Annotated in this window: 14 protein-coding genes and 3 pseudogenes; 10 read left to right on the plus strand and 7 right to left on the minus strand. The window is 61.1% G+C overall.

The features are described 5' to 3' along the window. Positions 1-92 precede the first annotated feature (92 nt). Positions 93-1,079 (plus strand): DUF1853 family protein, encoded by a 987-nt coding sequence (locus tag L4G42_RS16610; RefSeq protein WP_419789381.1) that lies wholly within the window; start codon positions 93-95, stop codon positions 1,077-1,079. Here L4G42_RS16610 and L4G42_RS16615 read toward each other — a convergent pair. The 4 genes from L4G42_RS16615 to L4G42_RS16630 form a co-directional block, all read right to left on the minus strand. Continuing rightward, positions 1,042-2,325: an arsenic transporter gene (locus L4G42_RS16615; protein ID WP_237260957.1), complete on the minus strand. Its 1,284-nt coding sequence runs from the start codon at positions 2,323-2,325 to the stop codon at positions 1,042-1,044. The two genes, L4G42_RS16610 and L4G42_RS16615, sit on opposite strands and share 38 nt — an antisense overlap. After that, positions 2,319-3,548 carry an MFS transporter gene (locus L4G42_RS16620; RefSeq protein WP_237259731.1) on the minus strand — a complete coding sequence of 410 codons (1,230 nt, stop codon included), beginning with the start codon at positions 3,546-3,548 and terminating at the stop codon, positions 2,319-2,321. The genes L4G42_RS16615 and L4G42_RS16620 overlap by 7 nt, the downstream gene beginning before the upstream one ends. Positions 3,549-3,699: 151 nt before the next feature. Continuing rightward, positions 3,700-5,040 (minus strand): MFS transporter, encoded by a 1,341-nt coding sequence (locus L4G42_RS16625; RefSeq protein WP_237253022.1) that lies wholly within the window; start codon positions 5,038-5,040, stop codon positions 3,700-3,702. 150 nt (positions 5,041-5,190) lie between these two features. Next, positions 5,191-6,219, minus strand: a complete 1,029-nt coding sequence (locus L4G42_RS16630; protein WP_237253023.1) for a 1-aminocyclopropane-1-carboxylate deaminase/D-cysteine desulfhydrase — start codon at positions 6,217-6,219, stop codon at positions 5,191-5,193. A gap of 241 nt (positions 6,220-6,460) precedes the next feature. Here L4G42_RS16630 and L4G42_RS16635 point away from each other — a divergent pair. The 6 genes and pseudogenes from L4G42_RS16635 to L4G42_RS16660 form a co-directional block, all read left to right on the plus strand. Next, a pseudogene (locus L4G42_RS16635) lies at positions 6,461-8,803 on the plus strand (type VI secretion system Vgr family protein); the annotation flags it as partial. A 774-nt stretch (positions 8,804-9,577) separates the two neighbouring features. Beyond that, positions 9,578-10,393 (plus strand): annotated as a pseudogene (locus tag L4G42_RS26390) (phospholipase effector Tle1 domain-containing protein); the annotation flags it as partial. Beyond that, positions 10,390-11,028: a DUF2931 family protein gene (locus L4G42_RS16645; RefSeq protein ID WP_237253024.1), complete on the plus strand. Its 639-nt coding sequence runs from the start codon at positions 10,390-10,392 to the stop codon at positions 11,026-11,028. The pseudogene L4G42_RS26390 and the gene L4G42_RS16645, both read left to right, overlap by 4 nt. 298 nt (positions 11,029-11,326) lie before the next feature. Beyond that, positions 11,327-11,689 (plus strand): hypothetical protein, encoded by a 363-nt coding sequence (locus tag L4G42_RS16650; RefSeq protein WP_237253025.1) that lies wholly within the window; start codon positions 11,327-11,329, stop codon positions 11,687-11,689. Further along, positions 11,686-12,324 carry a DUF2931 family protein gene (locus tag L4G42_RS16655; RefSeq protein ID WP_237253026.1) on the plus strand — a complete coding sequence of 213 codons (639 nt, stop codon included), beginning with the start codon at positions 11,686-11,688 and terminating at the stop codon, positions 12,322-12,324. Before L4G42_RS16650 ends, L4G42_RS16655 begins: the two co-directional genes overlap by 4 nt. Positions 12,325-12,421: 97 nt before the next feature. Continuing rightward, positions 12,422-13,060 (plus strand): annotated as a pseudogene (locus tag L4G42_RS16660) (DUF2931 family protein). 83 nt (positions 13,061-13,143) lie between these two features. On the opposite strand, the gene L4G42_RS16665 reads toward L4G42_RS16660, so the two are convergent. Then, the gene (locus tag L4G42_RS16665) at positions 13,144-15,183 is read right to left on the minus strand and encodes an NADPH-dependent 2,4-dienoyl-CoA reductase (RefSeq protein WP_237253027.1); all 2,040 of its coding nucleotides are present in this window, start codon (positions 15,181-15,183) and stop codon (positions 13,144-13,146) included. A gap of 349 nt (positions 15,184-15,532) precedes the next feature. Between L4G42_RS16665 and L4G42_RS16670 the strand changes: the two genes are divergently transcribed. The 3 genes from L4G42_RS16670 (at position 15,533) to ilvA (ending at position 20,042) form a co-directional block, all read left to right on the plus strand. After that, complete coding sequence (locus L4G42_RS16670; protein ID WP_237253028.1) at positions 15,533-16,684, plus strand: carbon-nitrogen hydrolase family protein; 1,152 nt, start codon at positions 15,533-15,535, stop codon at positions 16,682-16,684. Between the two features lie 3 nt (positions 16,685-16,687). Further along, positions 16,688-17,728 carry an AraC family transcriptional regulator gene (locus L4G42_RS16675; protein WP_237253029.1) on the plus strand — a complete coding sequence of 347 codons (1,041 nt, stop codon included), beginning with the start codon at positions 16,688-16,690 and terminating at the stop codon, positions 17,726-17,728. A gap of 760 nt (positions 17,729-18,488) precedes the next feature. Then, positions 18,489-20,042, plus strand: a complete 1,554-nt coding sequence (ilvA, locus tag L4G42_RS16680; RefSeq protein WP_272904008.1) for a threonine ammonia-lyase, biosynthetic — start codon at positions 18,489-18,491, stop codon at positions 20,040-20,042. Positions 20,043-20,286: 244 nt separating this feature from the next. Here ilvA and L4G42_RS16685 read toward each other — a convergent pair whose 3' ends face one another. Further along, entirely contained in the window at positions 20,287-21,165 is an 879-nt protein-coding gene (locus tag L4G42_RS16685) for a DUF2242 domain-containing protein (RefSeq protein ID WP_237253030.1), read from the minus strand. Between the two features lie 261 nt (positions 21,166-21,426). Then, positions 21,427-22,692 carry a 3-phosphoshikimate 1-carboxyvinyltransferase gene (gene aroA / locus L4G42_RS16690; RefSeq protein ID WP_237253031.1) on the minus strand — a complete coding sequence of 422 codons (1,266 nt, stop codon included), beginning with the start codon at positions 22,690-22,692 and terminating at the stop codon, positions 21,427-21,429. Positions 22,693-22,773 lie beyond the last annotated feature (81 nt).

The raw sequence follows: 22,773 nt of genomic DNA on the forward strand, positions 1-22,773 counted from the left end.
CACACTCGCGTCAAACAGGCAAATGGCGCGGGGCATAGGCGGCGATAATGATGCGGTGGCCGCAACCGCCCATCACCCGCTATCCTGCCCCGATGAATAACCCGTTTCCGACCCTGAGCGCCCTGCCCCGTCAGCTGCGTACGCCCAACGTGCGTGACCTGGCGTGGGTGATCCTGTCGCCGCCCCTGCTCGCGAAAACTCAGTGGCCCCAACGTCACCCGCTCAGCGGCAGTGACTGGGTGCAGCACCCAGAAGCACTTGCAACCTTTCTGCGACAGCTGGACCGAGACGACAGCGCACTCAACGACTGGCTGGCGAAAAGCTCGACGCGCCGGCTGGGGCTGTATTACGAGCGACTCTGGCAATTCGCAATCCAGCACGCGCCAGGCGTCGAGCTGCTCGCGGCGAATCTGCCGATTCAGGGCGAAGGCCGCACGCTGGGCGAACTGGACATGCTGGTGCGGGACAAGGAAGGCGTTCACCACATTGAACTGGCGATCAAGCTGTACCTGGGGCCTCAGGAACAGGACGGCGACGATCCGGCCCACTGGCTCGGACCCGGCGCCCTCGACCGGCTGGATTTGAAGCTTGCACACCTGAATCAGCATCAACTGCCCATGTCGGGGCGTACGGAAAGCACCGCCATCCTCGCCGCGCGAGGTGTGGAGACCTTCAGCGCGTCACTCTGGTTGGGGGGTTATCTGTTTTATCCCTGGCCGAACACCGCAGCTTCGCCTCAAAGCGCCCACCCCGAGCACTTGCGGGGAAAGTGGCTGCACCAAAAGGACTGGCCGGGCTACGCAGAACAAACTCCGGAGGGCCGCTGGCAATTGCTGCCGCGTCCGGCCTGGTTGGCACCGGCGCGCTGCGACGAGGCCTGGACACTGCGCCAGTTTCAGGACTGGCGGGAAGCCCTCGACCCGCTGGCGCCGGCGCAACTGCTGGTGCGTTTGATCCGCCACGCCGACGGCCACTGGGAAGAGGCCGAGCGGCTATTCCTGGTGTCGGACCTGTGGCCGAACCTGCCGGACGCGCGCCGCGCTACAGACTCAATCGCAGCACCAGCGCCGCCAGCGTGATCAACAGCACCGGTACCGTCAGCACGATGCCGACGCGGAAGTAATAGCCCCAGCCGATGGTCACGCCCTTCTTCGCCAGCACATGCAGCCATAACAAGGTCGCCAGACTGCCGATCGGGGTGATTTTCGGGCCCAGGTCGCTGCCGATGACGTTGGCATAGATCATCGCTTCCTGGAGGACGCCGTGGGCCTGGCTTGCATCAATGGACAGCAGGCCGATCAGCACCGTCGGCAGGTTGTTCATCACCGAAGACAGCAACGCCGTCAGCACGCCCGTGCCCATCGCCGCGCCCCACAAGCCATGTTCGGCGAAACGATCGAGCCAGGTCGCGAGGTAATCGGTCAGGCCCTGATTGCGCAGGCCGTACACCACCAGGTACATGCCCAGCGAGAAAATCACGATCTGCCACGGCGCGTCTTTCAGCACCTTGCGCGTGGAAATACGGTGGCCCTTGGCAGCGATGCCCAACAGGATCGCGGCGCACCCGGCGGAGATCGCGCTGATGGGAATCCCCAGCGGTTCCAGGGCGAAGCAGCCCACCAACAGAATCCCCAGTACCCACCAACCGGTCATGAAGGTCGCGCGGTCCTTGATCGCCGAAGACGGCTCGGCCAGTTGCGAGGCGTCGAAGGTTTTCGGGATGTCGCGGCGATAGAACAGCATCAGCACCGCCAGCGTCGCGGCCACGCTCACCAGATTGACCGGCACCATCACCGAAGCATAGCGATTGAAGCCGATGCCGAAGTAGTCGGCGGACACGATGTTGACCAGGTTCGAGACCACCAGCGGCAGGCTCGCGGTGTCGGCGATGAACCCCGCCGCCATGACGAAAGCCAAGGTGGTCGCCGGCGAAAAGCGCAACGCCAGCAGCATCGACATGACGATGGGCGTAAGGATCAGCGCCGCGCCGTCGTTGGCGAACAGCGCCGACACCAGCGCGCCGAGCAGCACGATAAACGCGAACAGCCGCCGACCCTTGCCGTTGCCCCAGCGCGCCACGTGCAGCGCGGCCCAGTTGAAGAACCCGGCCTCGTCGAGCAGCAGGCTGATGATGATCAGCGCAATGAACGTACCGGTGGCGTTCCAGATGATGTGCCAGACCTGCGGGATGTCACTGAGGTGCACCACCCCGAAAAGCAGGGCGAGCACGGCGCCAAACGTTGCACTCCAGCCGACACCAAGGCCCTTGGGTTGCCAGATCACCAGGGTGATGGTGACCAGAAAAATCGCGACGGCTATCAACATCTTTTTGCAGTTCTCGGGAGCAGGATGGCGAGGATGCCCAACAGCGGCAGGTAGGAACACAGCGTGTAGACATAAACGATGCCGTGAAGGTCCGCCAAGTGACCCAACAAGGCCGCGCCGATGCCGCCAAAGCCAAACATCAGGCCGAAGAAGATGCCGGCGATCATGCCGACGTTGCCCGGCACCAGTTCCTGGGCGTAGACAACGATGGCCGAGAACGCCGAGGCCAGAATAAAACCGATGATCACGCTGAGCACGCTGGTCCAGAACAGGTCGGCGTAGGGCAGCGCGAGGGTGAACGGCGCCACGCCCAGAATCGAGAACCAGATCACCGCCTTGCGCCCGATGCGATCACCGATCGGCCCGCCGAAAAACGTGCCCGCCGCCACCGCCGCCAGGAACATGAACAAGTGCAGCTGCGAGCTGGCCACGGACAGCTGGAATTTGTCGATCAGGTAGAACGTAAAGTAGCTGGTGAAGCTGGCCATGTAGAAATACTTGGAGAACACCAGCAACGCCAGCACCACCAAGGCGCTGGTCACCCTACGTTTCGACAGCCCGTGGGTCGCCGCCTGCCCGGCCTTGATTTTGAAGAGCGCCAGGTGCGCTTTATACCAGCGGCTGATCGCGTACAGCAGCCCCACGGAAAACAGCGCCACCAACCCGAACCAGGCAATATGGCCCTGGCCGAAGGGGATGATGATCGCCGCCGCCAGCAGTGGCCCAATGGCGGAACCGCTGTTGCCGCCCACCTGAAAGCTCGATTGCGCCAGACCAAAGCGGCCGCCTGAAGCCAGCCGGGCGATGCGCGAGGCTTCGGGGTGAAAGGTCGACGAGCCGATGCCGATCAACCCTGCGGCGAGCAAGATCAGCGGAAAACTGCCCACGGTCGCGAGCATCATCACGCCGCCTAGAATGCACAACGAACCTACCGGCAGGACCAACGGGTTGGGATGACGATCGGTGTAATAACCGACCCAGGGCTGCAGCAACGACGCCGTGACCTGAAACGTCAGAGTGATCAGCCCGACCTGGGTAAAACTCAGGCCGTACGAGGCCTTCAGCATGGGGTAGATCGAGGGCAGGATCGACTGAATCAGGTCATTGAGCAGGTGCGCCAATGCCACCGCGCCAATGATGCGCATCACCAAGGGGCTTGATTGCGGAGCGGGAACGGGTTGGGTATCGGTCGCGGGCACGGTTGCAGGGCTGGGAACGGCCATCGGGTCCATCCATCGAACGTTGATGCGCCATCGGACTCGTTACAGAACATGTCAGCGGCACAAGGGGTCGCCAATGTGCCATTTTTTGGGGCGCCGCTGCCATGTTTTGTTTCTGATTTGTGAGTGGGGCTTCTTGCGGCAGGAACGGAGGTCAGACCGCCGCCTGCAATCTCCCCCGCGCCGTCAACGAACCTTCGACCTCATGCAGCGACACTTTTGACGTCTCCGGCAATGCCAGTCCTCCCGCCAGCGCCAGCAGCGCAATCACGATCAGGTAAAACGCCGGCGCCAGGTTGCTGCCCGTCGCGCCGATCAGCCAGGTCGCCATCAGCGGCGCCGTTCCGCCGAAGATCGTGTACGCCATGTTGTAAGTGATCGCCGAAGCGGTGTAACGGGTACGCGTAGGAAAGGTCTCCGACAACAGCGCCGCCGTCACCACACCACAGAGGACAGCGCCAATCGCCAGGAACATCACGCCGACGATCGACGCCACAAACGAACCGGAACTGGCCATCAAAAACGACGGATAAACCACCACGATCAGCAGGACACAGGTGCTGAGCACCGTCTTGCGTCTCCCGACCTTGTCGGAAAACGCCCCGGCTACCGGACAGATCGCCGCAGCGAACAACAGCGCAATCAACGACACCAGCAGTGCGGTGGCACGACTCAGCCCGCCAGCCACCTGCAAGTACGTCGCGAAATACGTGGTGAACATGTAGAACGACAGCGCTGTCAGCGAGACGAACGCGCCGAGGCAGCAAATCGCCGCGCCGTGGTTGCGCAGGGTTTCCTTGAGCGGCGAATGGGCAACCGCGTGTTCCTGTTTCACCGCCTGAAACGCCGGGGTTTCGTCCAGTTTCCAGCGCAGGTACAGCCCGACCAACCCAAGCGGCGCCGCGATCAGAAACGGCAGCCGCCAGCCCCAACTGCCCATGGCCTCGGTGCTCAGCGAGGCTTCCAGCGCGTAGGCAATGATCGCCGCCGCCGCGAATGCCGAGAAGGTCGACACCGGCACGAAGCTGCCGTACCACGCCCGTTGCGTGCGTGGTGCGTGTTCCATCAAGTAAGCGCACGCCCCTGCGTATTCACCCCCGGCAGAAAAACCCTGGGCGCAACGGATGAGAGTGAGCAAGACGGGCGCCATCACGCCAATTGCCGCGTAGGTCGGCAGCAGACCGATGATCGTCGTGGCCCCGGCCATTAACAGAATGGTAAACGCCAGCGTGCGTTTGCGGCCGATGCGGTCGCCCAGCATGCCGAAGAACACCCCGCCGAGGGGCCGAAACGCGAAGGCCACGGCGAACACCGCGAAGGTTTTCAATAACGCCGCGCTGGCATCGCCGCTGGGGAAGAACTGCTCAGCGATGGTCGTGGCCAGAAAGCCGTACACCGCGAAATCGAACCATTCGACGAAATTGCCGATGGCGGCCGCCACGATGACTTTTCTCAGAGTGGCAGGATCAACCTGCTCAAGGACGGGAGTGGTCATGGAAACCTCGGCGCGCGTGGGAAAGATCCGATTATCGGTACAGCGTCCTGCCCGCCTGACTCCAGAAATGCCGCCGACGTACTCAGGACCGACCTGTCGGGAGGTGTGGGTCGCAGGATTCGTGCCAGTGCCCGGATGCGTGCCTGGGCGTCAGCGATATTCCCGCGCAGATTCAAAGGTCCGTTTGCCCTGCAGTCCCCCGGTGTGCAGGAAAATCAGCCGTGTTCCGTTAGCGATCCGGCCCGAGATCACCTCTTCATGCAGCGCAAGCAATGCCTTGCCGGTGTACAGCGGTTCGAGGGGGATACCGGATTCAGCCCCATGGCGCGCAATGAAATCGAGCAACGCGGCATCGGTCTTAGCAAAGCCGCCACGGCTGGCGTCGAGCAAGCGGTAACCCTGAGGTTTACAGCTGGCAGGCAAAGTGGCGTTAAGCGGCTGTTGATCACGTTGGGCCACGGTCGATGATTTCGACAACGACGCAGCCCCTGTGGGAGCGAGCTTGCTCGCGAAGGACGCAAGAATGTCCTCTACATTGCCCTCGACCCCATGACCTTCGGGCACCGCCATCGCGCCGATCACCTCATGCTGCCCCGCCTCCGCCAGCACCAATCCCGCCAGCGTTGTGCCAGTGCCACACGCCAGCCACCAGGCGTCGTAATCCCCCCAACGCAGATTGCCGAGCTGGCTGCGCGCCTGTTCGACGATTTCAGCGCAGCCCACTGCGCCGTTGAGGCCGCCGCCACCCTCAGGCACCGGAAGCAGATGCGGATAACGCTCGCGCCACGGCACCCAGAAATCAGCGTCATGCCGCGCGCGATAACCGGCGTAGCCCAGCCAGTGCAACTCCATGCCGAACGCCTGCAGATCCAGCACCGTCGGCGTCTCGACCGCATGCCCCCGCACCAGCCCCACCGTGGCAAAACCAAAGCGCTTGCCCGCTGCCGCCAGCGCATGAAGGTGATTGGAATGTGCGCCGCCAAGGCTGATAACGCCCCGCGCGCCGGCTCGTTCAGCCGCCGCCAGATGGTGCTTGAGCTTGAACCATTTATTGCCGGTGATCAGCGGATCGACGAGGTCCAGCCGCAGGATCGCCGCCTGCACACCGGCTGCCTGGAGCCAATCGAAATGGAGGGGTTGCAGCGGTGCAGGAGGCAGCGGTGATGAGGGAGTAAACATGAAATCGGTCGGGCAATGGACGGTGCGGGAGTCTAGCACTCGTCTTGCTGGAGTCTCGATTTGGGGGCTGTGTAGGGGGATTCTTGATCTTCGTTAGGAAGCGTCCGGTTCGTGTTTTCCCTATGGAATGACGGTGAGGAATGCCTCATCTTCGCCCGCTTCAGCCCTTTCTCATGGACGAGTTGACCCGGTTTTCTGCAGACCGGTCAGGGGCGCTTTCTCCTGCCAGGGACGCTCATTCATGCTCACCGTATTACCGCCTTTCTTCGATCACAGTCGCCACAAACTTGTTGTTCATGGCCTGCCTGTCGCGCTCGACGTTTTAGCCTTTGAAGGTGAAGAACAGCTGAGCCAACCGTTTCTTTATCGCGTTGAATTCACTTCGGTTGAGCCGGACATCGGTGCCGAGCGGATGCTGGGCAAGACAGCGCAGTTCAGCCTGCATGCGGCGCCCCATACGTTGCCTGTTGCGATTCGTGGTTTGCCGGTGCCTTCGGTTAAATCGTTGCGAACGCTGCATGGGGTGGTGACGGGTTTTAAACGGCTTTCCGGTTCGGCTGACGAGGCCAGATACGAGATTACTTTGCAGCCGCGCTTGGCATTGCTGGCCCGTGGGCGGCAGTTTCGGATCTATCAGCATCAATCGGTGCCGCAGATTGTCGAGAGTATTTTGCGTAGTCGGCATGACTTTGAGGGGCAGGATTTTCTGTTCACTTTGGTTCGGGAGTATCCGAAGCGCGAGCAGGTGATGCAGTACGGCGAAAGTGATCTGGCGTTTATTTCCCGCCTGTTAGCCGAGGTGGGGATTTGGTATCGCTTTAGTAATGACGAGCGGTTGGGTATCGCGGTCGTAGAGTTTCATGACGATCAGCGGCATTACGTTCGGCCGCGAGTGAGCTTGCCGTATCGGCCTCAGTCGGGGTTGGGCAGCAGCGGAGCCGACGGGGTTTGGGGGCTGCAAGTCAGTCATGAAGTGGTGGAGAAGAACCTTCACTTTCGGGCTTATCACCACCGTGACGCCAGTGCCTGGCTGGATGGAAATGTTGATCAGACGCGGGGTGATACCACGACTTATGGCGAGGCGTATCACTATGCGGAGCCGTATCGCGTAGTGGGCGACAAGCTGGATCAGGACGAGGATCTGTTGGGAGAAAGCGGGTTTTTCTATGGGCGGTTGCGGCATGAGCGGTACCTGAATGACCAGACTCGCTTAAGTGGCGTTAGCAGCAGTGCTTCGTTGGGATTGGCGCAGGTGCTGGCGATTTCCGGTGGTGCGCCTCAGGCGTTTGAGCCGGGGGCGGTGCTCACAAGGCTACGGTTGTGTGCGGCGCGGGATCGCAGTTTTGAGTTGAGCTTTGAAGCGATTCCGTATTCCGAGAGTGTCTGCTTTCGGCCGCCGTTGCTGGCCAAGCCTGAGATAGATGGCACTCTGCCAGCGCGGGTCACCAGTTCACTGGCCAACGATCCCTATAGCCACATCGACAGCGAAGGCCGTTACAAGGTCAGCTTTCTGTTTGACCGCGACAGCTGGAAGCTGGGTGAGGAAAGTCTGTGGCTCAGATTGGCCCGACCCTATGCCGGCAATACCCACGGCCTGCACTTGCCGCTGATCTGCGGCACCGAAGTGGCCATTGCTTTCGAGCAAGGCGATCCGGATCGGCCCTACATCGCTCATGCCCTTCACGACAGTAGACATCCTGACCATGTGACGCTGCTGCGCAGTGATTACAAACGCAACGTGCTGCGCACCCCCGCCAACAACAAGCTGCGCATGGAAGATGATCGCGGCAAGGAACACATCAAGCTCAGCACCGAACACAGCGGCAAGAGCCAGCTGAATCTCGGCCATCTGGTGGATGACGAGAAGCTCAAACGCGGCGAAGGCTTTGAATTGCGCACGGACGGCTGGGGCGCTATTCGGGCGGGGCGTGGGGTGGTTATCAGTGCGGATGAACAGGCCAAAGCCCACGGGCAGCAGCTCGACATGGATGCCGCAGTCGGTCGATTGCAGAAAGCCGGGGAACAGCTGGAAAAAATCTCGGCAGATGCGGCCATCAGTCACGCCGATCCTGCTGACGTGCAGGCGCAATTCGATCTGCTGAAACAGGACCTGGACGCGCTCAAATCCTCGGTCCTGCTGCTCAGCGCTCCTCAGGGCATCGCCCTGACCAGCGGCAAGCACTTGCAGTTGGCCGCCCAAGACAACCTGATGCTCAACGCTGGCGGCCACGCCGACATCAGCGTGGTCAAGAAACTCTTCATGGGTATCGGCCAGGGCCTGAGCCTGTTCGTGCGCAAGGTCGGGCTCAAGCTGATTTCCAACGAAGGCCCGGTGAGCATCCAGGCGCAGAACGATCGTCTGGAATTGCTAGCGCGCCAGGGAATAAACATCACCAGCACCGAAGACGAAATTCACATCACCGCGAAGAAGCGCATCGTCTTGAATGCTGGCGGCAGCTACCTCGCCATCGAGCAATGCCGCATCGAGTCCGGCACCGCTGGCGACTATCTGATCAAGGCCGCGCACTTCGATTTCAAACCCAAAGCGGCACAGCCGGTTGAAATGCCAGCCTTGCCACCGCTGCTGGATATTCCCCCTGAACTGCACGAGTTCTGGCCCAGCTGCAGCGGCGGCAACATTCACTACGAGCGGAGCATGATCAAAAATGCCGCGCCGGTTAAACAGCCCGAGCCACTTGAGGAGGAAGAAGAGGAGGAGGAAATCGTTGAAGGGATCACTCTGCGCATCGGGTTGTTCTTTGACGGGACCGGGAATAATCAGAGCAATGCGGCGGCTACCGCGCAGTGCCGACAATCGGATTTGAACAGTTTTAGCAGTGAGGAGCTGGAGAGCATCGCCGCGACGTGCAAGCAGTATGGGTTTGGGGAGTTTGATGGGAGCGCGTTTAACAGCGCGCCGAATAACAGTTACGGGAATGCGCCGAGTAATGTGGCGTATTTGTATGACTTGTATCCGGATAACACTGCGACGCCTGTCAGTAAGGATTCGAAGATTGGTTACATCAGGGCATACATCGAAGGAATTGGTACCCGTAGCGGTGGCAAAGATGACGTGCTGATTGGGCAAGCTCTCGGGCAGGGAGAGACTGGGGTAGTTGCTCGGGTAAGACAGGCGCCCGCAATTGCTGCTAAACAGTTTGAACGTTTTTTTCAAACTAACCCCAATGCCATTGTTAAACGCATCGAGTTCGACATCGTCGGTTTCAGCCGCGGGGCGGCTGCCGCACGTCATTGCACTAACGAACTGCTTAAGCCTCAGCGCGGTGTATTTGCAGATTTGCTAAAAGGTGGCCGACCCGGCCTTTTAAAAAGCTTCGATCCCGCATCCGACACCTGCATAAACCTGGTCGGTTTGTTCGATACGGTGGCCGCAATCTCGACCCCTTTGAGCGGCGACTTCAGTCCCGGCGATGACATCAATCGCGGCGTTAATCTTTATCTTCCTCCCGATTGCGCCAGACAGGTCATTCAGTTGCATGCCCTCAATGAATATCGAGCCGACTTTTCTCTCAAGAACGTACACCACACACACCTTCAGATAGGCCTGCCGGGAGCGCACTCGGATGTCGGCGGGGGCTACCTGCCACGAGCACAAGAAAAGTTGTGGATGACGCAGCCCTGCAAGGCCAGCGTTCCGACCGGCCAAAGGGTCGAGTTCCACTCGGCTTGGGCCCGTGCAGAGGCGGACGCCAAGGTATTGCGCGAATCAGGCGTGGCCCGAAATGGCTACGTTGCGGTGAAAGCCTGGCCCGCAGCAACTAACCCTCGCGGCAAAGCCGCGTCGGTCATGGACGACTACTGGATAACCGTGCTGCTCGAACGCCCCGTGCATGGCGAACTGAGCCTGATTGCACTACGGGTCATGCGTGAGCTAGGGATACGTCACGGCGTTCCATTCGACGTCATCACCGATACGGATAAACGATTCATGTTGCCCGATGAACTCATGCCAATCTCGAAGCGAATCTTGCAGCAGGTAATGACAGACCGGCTTGTACGACTTGAACCTGCGCAACAGGAATTACTCCGAGCGCGTTACATCCACCTGTCCGCGCACTGGACCCCTGAGGGTCCCTTCCTATTCAGCAAACCGACACCACTCAATCGTAGGAATGTGCATCTCAACCGTCCGCAAGAAGGTTACCCCGAATGAGGCATCTGATATTTGCGGTTGGTTTACTGATCAATCTCAGCGCCTGCGCGAGTGGGCCAAGATTACCACCAGCCCCCAAGCTGCCGTATCCGGTCTGGTACATAGGTTTCGCTGCACCCAAGCACATGGAAGTCTGGGTGGAAACCGTCGATGTTCTGGATACGCGTGGACTCGCTTTCTTCAGGGTGCACGGCGGCGTCGCGAGTTATACAGGGAAAGTCGAGGGCTGGCACCAAGGGGTGTCGGGAGGAAAACCTATAAATAACGTCGATCTACCCGACCAGATTTTCCTGCGTTGGCAGTCACTGGTAGAGCCTCAGGCTTACAAGATCAAAATACAAATACCCCAGTGGGTACGCGAAGAGATGATTCGGCCAGAGCGAGCGTTTTGTCGATGGGCAGCCGAGTGGAAGGAAGACTATCGAGAGACGATCACGCTAGGCATGGCACCAGGCGGGGTCGTTAAAGTATGGGTGGGCGGCTCATGTCTAGGCTTCAAAGAAGTCGGCCGCTTTCAGGCCGAAGTCGAGCCCCGTGGCCCTTATCTGAACGATAAAGGGCTGTACTACAGAGCCCCCAATCCAGCGGCACAAGCCTACGTCGACCAGCACGGCATTCCCTATGGAAGTTGGTAACGCTGCTGCGGCTTCGCACCCATCACGCCACTGCACAAGTGAACGTCTTAACCCCCCGTGCGGCGCGCATTCGGATGTCGGCGCGGGGTATCTCCCACGAGCGCGAGAAAAGCTATGGATGACGCGGCCTTGCAAAGCCAGCGTTCCCACCGGTCAAAGGGTTGAATCCCATGCCGAATGGGCCCGTGCAGCGGCGGACGCCAACGTACTGCGCGAATCAGGCGTGGCCCGCGAGGGCTACATTGCGGTGAAGGCGTGGCCTGTAGCAACTAACCCTCGTGGCAAAGCTGAGCAGACCATGCAGGACTACTGGATAACAGTGCTGCTCGAACGCCCAGTGCATGGCGAACTGAGCCTTATTGCTTTGCGTGTCATGCGTGAACTGGGGATGCGTCACGGCGTCCCGTTTAAGGATCTGGAAGGGCGGCCTGAACTCACAGTGCCCGACGAGCTCATGCCTATCGCCAAGCGAATCTTGCAGTTGGTCATGGCGGACCGGCTCGTAAGACTTGAACCTGCGCAAGAGGCGTTACTGCGAGCGCGTTACAGCCACATGTCCGCGCACTGGACCCCACGAGGCCCCTTCTTGCTTAGCAAGCCGGCACTGCTGAATCTTAGGAATGTGCATCTCAACCGCCCGCAAAAGGGGTATCCAGAATGAAGCGTTTGGTCTTCGCAGCGGGCTTGCTCATCAGCCTAAGTGCCTGCGCAACGGGAGGGTCAGTACCTCCACCTGTAAAGCTGCCATATCCAGCGTGGTACATAGGCTTTGCCGCGCCCAAGCACATGGAAGTGTGGGTGGAAAGCGTCGATGTGCTTGATCAGCGAGGATACGTTTTCTTCAATGTGCATGCCGGAGTCGCCGGCTACACGCGTAAGCCTGAGGGTTGGCATAAGGGCACATCCGGGGGCAAACCCATCAACAACGTCGACTTGCCGGACCAACTCCTTCTGCGCTGGCAGTCACTTGCGGAACCTCAAGCCTACAAAATCAGCATACGGATTCCGCAGTGGGTCCGTGATGAGATGATCAGGCCCGAGCGTGTTCTGTGCCAGTGGAATCAGCAATGGAAAACAGACTACCGAGAGACGATCACGCTGGGCATGGCGCCCGGCGGAATCGTAAAAGTGTGGCTAGGCGGATCGTGTTTGGATTTCAAGGAAGTCGGTCGTTACCAAGCCAATCTCGAGCCGCTCGGTCCCTACCGTGGCGCAAGCAAGGGCAAGTACATCCCACTCGAGCCTGAGAACAAAGCCTACGTAGAACAACACGGCATTCCCTATGGCAGTTGGTGATTCGGCTATGAGTGCTAACAAGGAGCATCACGACACGCGACGGCTAGCGCATTTGCGGCTTTGTTCAAGGCTTCCAGTTGCAGACTGGGTTTCCCGAATGAGGCGTCTGGTCTTTGCGGTCGGATTGCTGATCAGCTTGAGTTCCTGTGCAACGGGAGGGTCAGTACCCCCGCCCGTCAAGCTGCCTTATCCGGCGTGGTACATAGGGTTCGCCGCGCCCAGGCATATGGAGGTGTGGGTGGAAAGAGTCGACGTGCTCGATCAGCGAGGATACGTTTTCTTCAATGTGCATGATGGGGTCGCCGGTTACACGCGTAAGCCCGAGGGTTGGCACAAGGGCACATCTGGCGGAAAACCTATCAACAACGTCGACTTACCAGACCAACTCCTTCTGCGCTAGCAGTCACTAGTGGGGCCTCAAGCTTACAAAATCAGCATTCGGATACCGCAGTGGGTCCGTGATGAGATGATCAAACCAGAGAAAGGATTTTGCCTCTGGGCTGGCGAGTGGAAAGAAGACTTTCGCGACACCATCACCTTAGGAATGGCGCCAGGGGGAATTGTAAAAGTGTGGTTAGGCGGATCGTGCCTGGGCTTTAAAGAAGTCGGCCGTTACCAGGCGAAAATCGAGCCGCTGGGCCCCAACCAAGACGGAAAAGGGCTGTTTTACCGAACCCCGAACCCAGCAGCCCAAGCCTGGATTGACCAGCACGGAATCCCCTACGGCAGCTGGTAACCGCCCCCAACCGCCAGAGTCACCACAGCCCTGGCGGGACGCGATCCAACCCCGTCAACCCCACCCGCCAGAAACCAACTCCCTCACAACCCCGCCGCCAACCGCGACCCCTGATCAATCGCCCGCTTGGCATCCAGTTCAGTCGCCACATCCGCCCCGCCAATCAAATGCACGCTCTGCCCCGCCGCCTGTAACCCGTCATACAGTTCACGCAGCGGATCCTGCCCGGCGCAGATCACCACGTTGTCCACGGGCAGCAGTTTCTCCTCGCCGTCCGCGCCGATCCGAATGTGCAAACCGGCATCGTCGATCTTCAAATATTCCACGCTGTTGAGCATCTGCACCTGTTTGTTCTTAAGCCCCGTGCGATGAATCCAGCCGGTGGTTTTGCCGAGGCCGTCGCCGACCTTGGTGGCCTTGCGCTGCAGCAGGAACACCTGACGCGCTGGCGCATGAGGATGAGGCTTGATCCCGGCGACACCGCCTCGCGCCGCCAGATGCGTGTCGATGCCCCACTCGTCCCAGAACGCATCGCGATCCAGGCTGGTGTAGACGCCCTGATGCACAAGGTATTCCGACACGTCAAAGCCGATGCCGCCCGCGCCAATCACGGCCACGGACTTGCCAACCGGTTTGCGGCCGAGGATCACGTCGAGGTAACTCAGCACTTTGGGGTTGTCGACGCCGGGGATGGCGGGCGTTCGTGGCGCGATACCGGTGGCGAGAATCACTTCGTCATAGCCTTTGCCGAGCAGGTCATCGACCGTGACGCGGGTGTTCAGGCGCAGGTCGACGCCGGTGGTTTGCAGCTTCCGGCCGAAGTAGCGCAGGGTCTCGAAGAACTCCTCCTTGCCCGGAATGCGCTTGGCGATGTTGAACTGCCCACCGATTTCGCTGGCCGAGTCGAACAACGTCACTTCATGCCCGCGCTGAGCCGCGACGGTGGCGGCAGCGAGGCCCGCAGGACCGGCACCGATGACGGCGATTTTGCGGACCTGAGTGACCGGCAGGTAATTGAGCTCGGTTTCATGACAGGCGCGGGGGTTGACCAGGCAGCTGGTGAGCTTGCCGCCGAAGGTGTGATCCAGACACGCCTGGTTGCAGCCGATGCAGGTGTTGATCTCGTCGCTGCGGCCGGCCGCGGCCTTGTTGACGAATTCGGGGTCGGCGAGAAACGGGCGCGCCATGGAGACCATGTCGGCGTCGCCTTCGGCCAGCACCTGCTCGGCGACCTCGGGGGTGTTGATGCGGTTGGTGGTGATCAGCGGGATCGACACCGAGCCGCGCATTTTCGCGGTGACTTTAGCGAACGCAGCGCGCGGTACCTTGGTGGCGATGGTCGGAATCCGCGCTTCGTGCCAGCCGATGCCGGTGTTGATCAAGGTGGCGCCCGAACGCTCGATGGCCTGGGCCAGTTGCACCACTTCTTCCCAGGTGCTGCCGCCCTCGATGAGGTCGAGCATCGACAGGCGATAGATGATGATGAAATTCGGGCCGACGGCTTCACGCACGCGGCGCACGATCTCCACCGGCAGGCGCATGCGGTTTTCGTAGCTGCCGCCCCAACGGTCGGTGCGATGGTTGGTGTGGGCGACGAGAAACTGGTTAATGAAATAGCCTTCGGAGCCCATGATCTCGACGCCGTCGTACTCGGCGGTCTGCGCCAGGGTCGCGCAGGTGACGAAATCCTGAATCTGCTTCTCGATGCCCTCTTCGTCCAGCTCTTTGGGCTTGAAGGGGTTGATCGGCGCCTGGATCGCGCTCGGTGCCACTTGCTTGGGGCTGTAGGCGTAGCGGCCGGCGTGGAGAATCTGCATGCAGATCTTGCCGCCGGCCTCGTGCACGGCTTTGGTGACGACGCGATGGTTGGCCGCCTCTTCCGGCGTCGACAGCTTGGCCGCGCCGGAATACACCCCGCCTTCGGCGTTCGGTGCGATACCGCCGGTGACCATCAAGCCGACCCCGCCCTGCGCGCGCTCGGCGAAATACACCGCCATGCGCTCGAACCCGCCCGGCTTCTCTTCGAGCCCGGTGTGCATCGAGCCCATCAGGGTGCGGTTGCGCAATGTGGTGAAACCCAGGTCCAGCGGAGCGAGCAAATGCGGGTAGTGAGGGGCGGCCATAAAAACTCCATCGAGCATCATCACGGGGCGCGGGCGCTCTGTGGCGCCCGTCGAATCAGTCAGGGCCATGGACCAGCGCCTTGTACATGGCGCAAACAGTAAACAGCCGCCCGGTCATGCTCAATGACTCGAAGTGACAAATTAATGATCAAATTGTGCATCTATGACGAGGCGTATGCAGTTATCCGCCCCATTGGGTAAGGGAGTGCGCGTGACCGCCGTGCGTGCGACCGGATCATTCACGACCTGGCGGCGCGCCAAACCTTCTCCGCGTCGCCGTTTTGCCGTAGCCTTCCCGCAACGTCATGGCGCCGTGCGCGCTTTCTTCAGAGGCAGTTCTCCTTTCTTCATGCGCAAAGTTCTCGGCTCACTTACCGCGGCAGTGCTGGTGATTCTTCTCGTCAGCTACGGGCTGTGGACGGGCAAGCGTCATGTCGGGCATTACCTGACGGACCTGCGCATTCAGTTGGTGATCAACGACGGGCAACCCGGCGAACGCGGCAACCTGCTGGGCATTCAGCCCGAACTGTTCCCTTCCGATTATTCGAGCGTCAAACGCTTGCACCGCAAGCTCGCGTCTTATCTGGTGCAGGCCCGCGACCAAGGGCTGCTCAACGATAAAACCATCGTGGTGCTGCCCGAGCACATCGGCACTTGGTTGTTGGCAGTGGACGAAAAAGCCCAGTTCTACCAGGCCACCACCCTTGAAGAGGCCATGAACTGGCTGGCGTTCAGCAACCCGCTGCTGTTTATCGACGCGGTGATTCACGCGCGGGGCAGCAGCCGCTTCGAGGACGCACGCCTGCGCATGAAGGCGCTGAGCATGGCGCAGGATTATCAAAACGTGTTTGGCGGGCTGGCGAAGGAATTCGGCGTGACGCTGGTGGCCGGCTCGATCGTGCTGCCCAGCCCGCAAGTGGAAAACGGTGAACTGCGCATCGGCCGTGGCGCGCTCTATAACAGCAGCCTGGTGTTCGGCCCCGACGGCCTGCCCTTGGGACAGCCCCAGCGTCAGTTGTTCCCGGGCTGGAACCAGCGGGGCTACATCCGTCCCGGCAAGGACGCGCCGCTCAACGTGATCGACACCCCGGCCGGCCGTTTGGCGACTTTGATCGGCAGTGACAGCTGGTACCCCGACAACTACGCGCGCCTCAACGCCCGCGGCGTCGAGCTGATTGCGGTGCCGGCCTACGTCGCCGGCACGGATGGCTGGTCGCAACCGTGGCGCAGCGACAAGCATGACGCGCTGGCGGCCCATTTGAACCTGGGCGCCAAACCCATCACCCAGGGTGAAGCCTGGCGTCGACTGGCCCTGACACCGCCCAGCACGGCGAAAGCAGGCATCAGCGTGTTCATGCGCGGTCAGTTCTGGGACAAGGGCAGCGCCGGCCACAGTTTCGCCAGTCGCGGCGGGCAAAGCATCGCCGAGCAATCCATCAGCGCCGCACCGAAAGGCGTTCGCCCCGGTCATGGCGCGCGCCTGATCAATCTGTGGTTGTGACCGATGACCTCCCCTCGCGTGCGTCTGGGCGATCTGTCCGTGGGTTTCGTCCACAGCCTCGCCGACGCTGTTCGCAACGAAGGCAAGGACCCGCAACCGCTGCTGCAGCAATACGGCCTGGATGCCGCACGACTGGGTGAGGCAGGCGCCCGGCTGTCGATCCCGCGCTACATGCGCCTGGGCCATACCGCCATCGAGCTGACCGGCGTGCCTGCGCTGGGGCTGCGGATGGGTCAATCCAGTCGTTTGAGCCACGCCGGTCTGGCCGGCATCACCGCCGCGCAGGCGCCCACTGTGCGTGAAGCGGCACGCACACTTATTCGCTTTGAAGCGCTGTACGGCTCGAATTATCGCGGCCAGTCGAGCCTGCACGAAGACAGCGACGGCGCCTGGCTGCGTTTCTATTCCATCAGCCCGTACAACGACTACAACCGCTTCGTGGTGGATTCGATTCTCAGCGGCTGGCTGCACCAGCTGTCGACGCTGAGCGGAAAGACGCTGCTGGCCGAACGTCTGGAGATCGAGTTCGATGCCCCCGCCTACGCCGCTGAATACGCCGCGCTCTGCGAGCAGCCCGTGAGTTTCGCAGCGGGCGTCAATCAGCTGCGCCTCAACCAGCATCAGCTTGGCCTGCGCAACCCCGATCACGTGCCGAGTACCTGGCGGCATCTGCTGCACGTGTGTGAACGTGAACTGGAACAGCTCACGCGCACCCGCAGCCTGCGCGAGCGCATCACCCAATTGCTGGGGCCGTTATTGAACAGGGGGCGGGAACCGGATCTTGAAGAAGTGGCAGCGCGACTGAAGCTGCCCACCTGGACCCTGCGCCGCAAGCTCGCGGACGAGGGCACGCAGTTTCGTGCGATCCTCAATGACACCCGGCGTGACCTCGCCATGACCTACATCCGGGACACCGAACTGGCCTTTGGCGAAATCGCTTACTTGTTGGGATTTGCTTCGGCCGAAGCCTTTCAGCGGGCCTTCAAACGCTGGACCGAACAGACGCCCGGTGCGTTTCGTCGCAGCCAGCGCCAGTCGCTCTGACTGGCAGGCGCGCGCTTTTTACAACTCGGTGGCGTCTTCTGCTGGTTCCAGCGGGTCCATCTCGTACGCCTGGTATTCCAGCAGTTCTTCTTGGTACTCGTCCATTTTTCGCGCCCTCGTGGCAGGTTCCTGTGATCGATGGGTTCTTGAGATCGATGGTGTTCTTGTGTCGCTGCGTGCTGCCGTCTGTCGATAGCCAGCGACAGATTCACTGACTACAAGCCTCACCCTAAAGTGCCCTCATGAACAAAAAATGAAGGCCCGTTGAACACTCGACGACACTGAGGTCCTTGTAGGAGCGCGCTTGCCCGCGAAAGCGTCATTTCAGTGACATCAACGCCATCTGACCCTCCCCATTCGCGGGCAAGCGCGCTCCTACATTCAAGCAATTCAGCCTCGCCGTATGGACGGCAATGATTCGGGCGGCGTTGCTGAGCCTTGCCTGCTGTTTGCCGTGCTGCCGATTTGCTCCGCGAAAGCAGCGTTCATGACGGCGGCACACTTGACGACCGCCCCGTGTTCGCAATAGTCTCGACGCCATGAACGCACCCAAGCACTTCGTCGGCCAGATAATTATTACCGCCATTCCAGTCATGGCGGGTTAGCCGACGTTTGCACCCAACCCGCCCTAGAGGCGGGTTTTTTCTCTCTGTCTCCCGGGCCAAAAACCACCTCAGGAGCCAGACATGATCATCCGCCCCTCCCTCGCCTGCCTCGCCGCCAGCCTGATCATCGCACGCCTTCCCACGAGGCCCACACGATGAGTCAGCTGCCGGCCTATCCCCTCGTTCAGGGCGACCTGCTCAATCACTACGTCAAAAAGATCCTCACTTCCCGCGTCTACGACGTTGCCGTGGAAACCCCGCTGCACGCTGCTCGCCGACTGTCCGAGCGCCTGGGCAATAACGTGCTGCTCAAGCGCGAAGACTTGCAGCCGGTGTTCTCCTTCAAGATTCGCGGCGCGTACAACAAGCTGGCGCAGCTAAGCCCGGAAGAACTGGCGCGGGGCGTGGTGACAGCCTCGGCGGGCAATCATGCCCAAGGCCTGGCGCTGGCGGCGAAGACGCTGGGCGTGTCGGCGACCATCGTGATGCCGAAGACCACCCCCGAGATCAAGGTCGAAGGCGTGCGCTCCCGGGGCGGAAAAGTCGTACTGCATGGCGACTCTTTTCCCGAAGCGCTGGCGTATTCCCTGAAGCTGGTCGAGGAACACGGCTACGTCTACGTCCACCCGTACGACGACCCTGACACCATTGCCGGGCAAGGCACCGTGGCGATGGAAATCCTGCGTCAGCATCAGGGCCCGCTGGACGCGATCTTCGTGCCGGTCGGTGGCGGCGGGCTGATCGCCGGCATCGCGGCGTACGTGAAATACCTGCGCCCGGAGATCAAGGTGATCGGCGTCGAGCCGGACGATTCCAACTGTCTGCAACAGGCCATGGCCTATGGCGAGCGCGTGGTATTGCAACAGGTCGGGCTGTTTGCCGATGGCGTCGCGGTAGCGCAGATCGGGCAGTACACCTTCGAGATCTGCAAGGACTACGTCGACGAGGTGATCACCGTCAGCACCGATGAAATCTGCGCGGCGATCAAGGACATCTACGACGACACCCGCTCGATCACCGAGCCATCCGGCGCCCTGGGCGTGGCCGGGATCAAGAAGTACACCGAACAGTACGAAGTCACCGGGCAGACGTTTGTCGCCATCGATTCTGGCGCCAACGTCAATTTCGACCGCCTGCGCCACGTCGCCGAACGCGCAGAGCTGGGCGAAGGCCGCGAGGCGATCATTGCCGTGACCATTCCGGAACAGCCGGGCAGCTTCAAAGCCTTCTGCGAGGCCATCGGCAAACGGCAGATCACCGAATTTAACTACCGCTACCACACCGACCGCGAGGCACACATCTTCGTCGGCGTGCAGACCCACCCCGACACGGACCCGCGCAAAGCCCTGATCGAGAGCCTGACGGAGCAGGGCTTTCCGGTGCTCGACCTGACCGACAACGAGCTCGCCAAGCTGCACCTGCGGCACATGGTGGGTGGGCATTCGGAGCGGGTCAGTGACGAGGTGGTGCTGCGCTTTGAATTCCCGGAGCGTCCGGGTGCGCTGTTCAACTTCCTCAACAAACTGGGCGGGAAATGGAATATCTCGATGTTCCACTACCGCAACCATGGCGCGGCAGACGGGCGTGTGGTGGCCGGACTGGTGGTGCCGGAGGATGAGCGGCATCTGGTGCCCCAGGCGTTGGCGGAGATTGGGTACCCGTATTGGGATGAAACCAAGAACCCGGCGTACAAACTGTTTCTCGGGTGATGCCACTGCGCGGTTGCCAGCGGCCCGGTGCCATCTGAATGACGCCAGCTGACTGTAAGATCCGGCTTGCTGGCGAACGCGGTTGATCATCCACCGCATAAATTGATTGCCCGACGCATTCGCCATTAAGCCGGCTCCTACGAGGTAGGTTGAGCCCTAAACCTGCATCATGACGGCGACATGCGACCGGCTGCTACGCTTCAAACACGGCCAGATCGCGGGACAAGCCACGCGCCTACAGGGCTCACTGCGCCGGCGTTGACTCAGCCGCTGGCGCAGCGCTCGGTTCGGTGGTCGTTGCTGGCGCGGGCGTTGTGGCTGGCGCGGCCTCGGCAGGCGTCGCTGTTTCGGCCTTCAACGGTTCTGCTTCGGCAGGCGCAGGCATCGGTTCGCTGCTTTGCTCGGCAGCGGCCGCTGGCGGAGTCGCAGGGGTCGCCAATGGCGCTGGTGCCACGGGCGCTGCCGTAGTTGGCGCTGCTGAGGCAGGCTCAGCAGCGGGTTTTTGCTCCGTCAACGCCGCCGGTTTGCCCGGTACCGGCTCGGGCATGCCCAGGTCGGTTTTAGGCTTCTCTTCAATGTGCGCGGCCTTCTTCAGTTCAGGCGGCAGGAAGTTTTCCACCAGTGCGAAAAAGCGATCATAGAACTTGGACGACGCCACGGTCTCGCTGGCGACCTTAACCATCGAGTCGTCGGTCGAGCCAATCGGCATCGACACCGAACCCAGCACGCCCACCCCCAAGCTCGCGGAGTTGTTGACCTTCTTCAGCGCATAGCGATCCTGCAGCGCGTTGGCGAACATCGTGGTCCGGTTGTCGGCACTGCCGTCCGGCGCACACACCACATTGAAGCTGATTTCCATGTGGGTTTCGCCGGTCTGCTGGAAGCTTTTATGGCCACTGATCACTTTGGGATCGCTGCTGGTGATGATGTAACCCTGACTCAGCAGTGCCCGTCGGGCCGCTTCGCAGGTGGCGGCATCCGACACCGGATAGTTGCGGGAGAACGTCCCGGCATCGTCGAAATTCTCATGCTCATAGACCGTCGGTTTCTTCGACGAGCAGCCTGCGGCAGCCAGCAGGGTGATGACCCAGCATGCGGTACGAAAGCTCAGTAATTTAGGCATCAAACATCCTGGGGCAATTGGTCGACTGAAAGTGGACCGGAGAAAACGCCGGTAAGTCTGCAACAAGCTTGCCATGGGATCAACGCAGAGTTTGCAACCGTGTGGATACATCTAAAGGGTAACTGTGCACGGGGCCTGCACGCGTGGGCCTGTCAGGGAAGCGCAGATTGCGCTGATAAGACCGCAACAGGGTTGGAAAAGTCGGCACGCCTGGCCTGGCGTCGATCAGTCGACGGCTCCGGGCCCGGCATGCCCTGCGCCTCAGACCTCGCCGTGCACCAGTTTTACGCCAAGGAATTCCAGCGCCCGCCAGTAGCCGGGGTAGGTCTTGCCGACACACTCCGGATCCTGAATCCGCACGCCTGTCACCTTCAAGCCGGCCAGCGCGAAACACATGGCAATGCGATGGTCGGAGTGAGTGTTGATCAAGGCGTTGCTGCTGGTGCCCGCCAGACTCGGATCAGACGCGACGAGTAAATCATCCCCTTCTACCGAGGCCAGCCCAGGCCGGACTTGATTCAGGCCATCGTGCAGCGCCTGAACGCGATCGCATTCCTTGACCCGCAGGTTGGCCAGATCGACGAAGCGCACGGGCGTCTCGTTGAAGGCTGCCAGCACCGCCAGCGTAGGAATCGCGTCCTGCATCTGAGAGCCATTGATGACTGCAGGCATCTTCGGAAACTGCGCGATCACTTCCATGGCCTTGGCGTCTGGCTGAGTGAACGCCTCCCCCGCCACGCCGAGGTCGATCTTGCCAGCAGTCAGCGCTTCGGCGGCCCACAAATAGGTCGCGGCCGAGGCATCGGGCTCGATCTGGTAATCGCAGGCGGTGTAACCCGTCGGCGCAACGCGCCACAACGCGTCATCCAGCACCTCGACCTCAGCGCCGAACGCACGCATGCAGGCGATGGTCAGGTCGATGTAGCCGCGCGCGCCGATTTCCTTGCCGGTCAGCGCCACTTCAATCGGCGCATCACCACAGGCCGCCACCATTAACAGCGCGGAGACGTACTGACTCGACAGTCCGCCGTCGATTTCGAAGCGTGTGGCGGTGATCGAACCCGTCCCGTGCACCACGACCGGTGGGCAACCGGTGGCGCTTTCCGCGTTCAGGCCGCCTTTGCGCAATGCCTCCAGCAACGGGCCGATCGGGCGCTTCTGCATGTAGTGATCGCCGTCCAGCGTGACGCTGCCATTCACCGTGCAGACCGCCGCTGTCAGAAACCGCACCGCCGTTCCGGCATTGCCGAGGAACAGCGCGTCCTTGGGCGCCTCAAGGTGCCCGCTGCTGGTGACGACGAAACTGGTGTCGTCTGGCTCGTCGATGGTCACGCCCATCTGCCGCAGGGCATTGGACATGTGCCGGGTGTCGTCGCTTTTTAGCGCGCCGCGCAAGTGGCTGGTGCCCTTGGCAAGGGCAGCCAGGAGCAGCGCGCGGTTGGTGATGGACTTCGAGCCGGGCGGCGACACATGGCCGGTCAGCGGTACGCCCGGCGGGATGACAGTGATGGTTTGGTTCATGCCCATGGTCCAGCTCTCCAAATTCGAAATCAGGCACCGCACAGCGCCGCGTTAACAGCCGGCGATCATGGCATTTATCGCCGAGCT

The organism is Pseudomonas petrae, assembly GCF_021728295.1.
GTDB classification, from domain to species: Bacteria; Pseudomonadota; Gammaproteobacteria; order Pseudomonadales; family Pseudomonadaceae; genus Aquipseudomonas; species Aquipseudomonas petrae.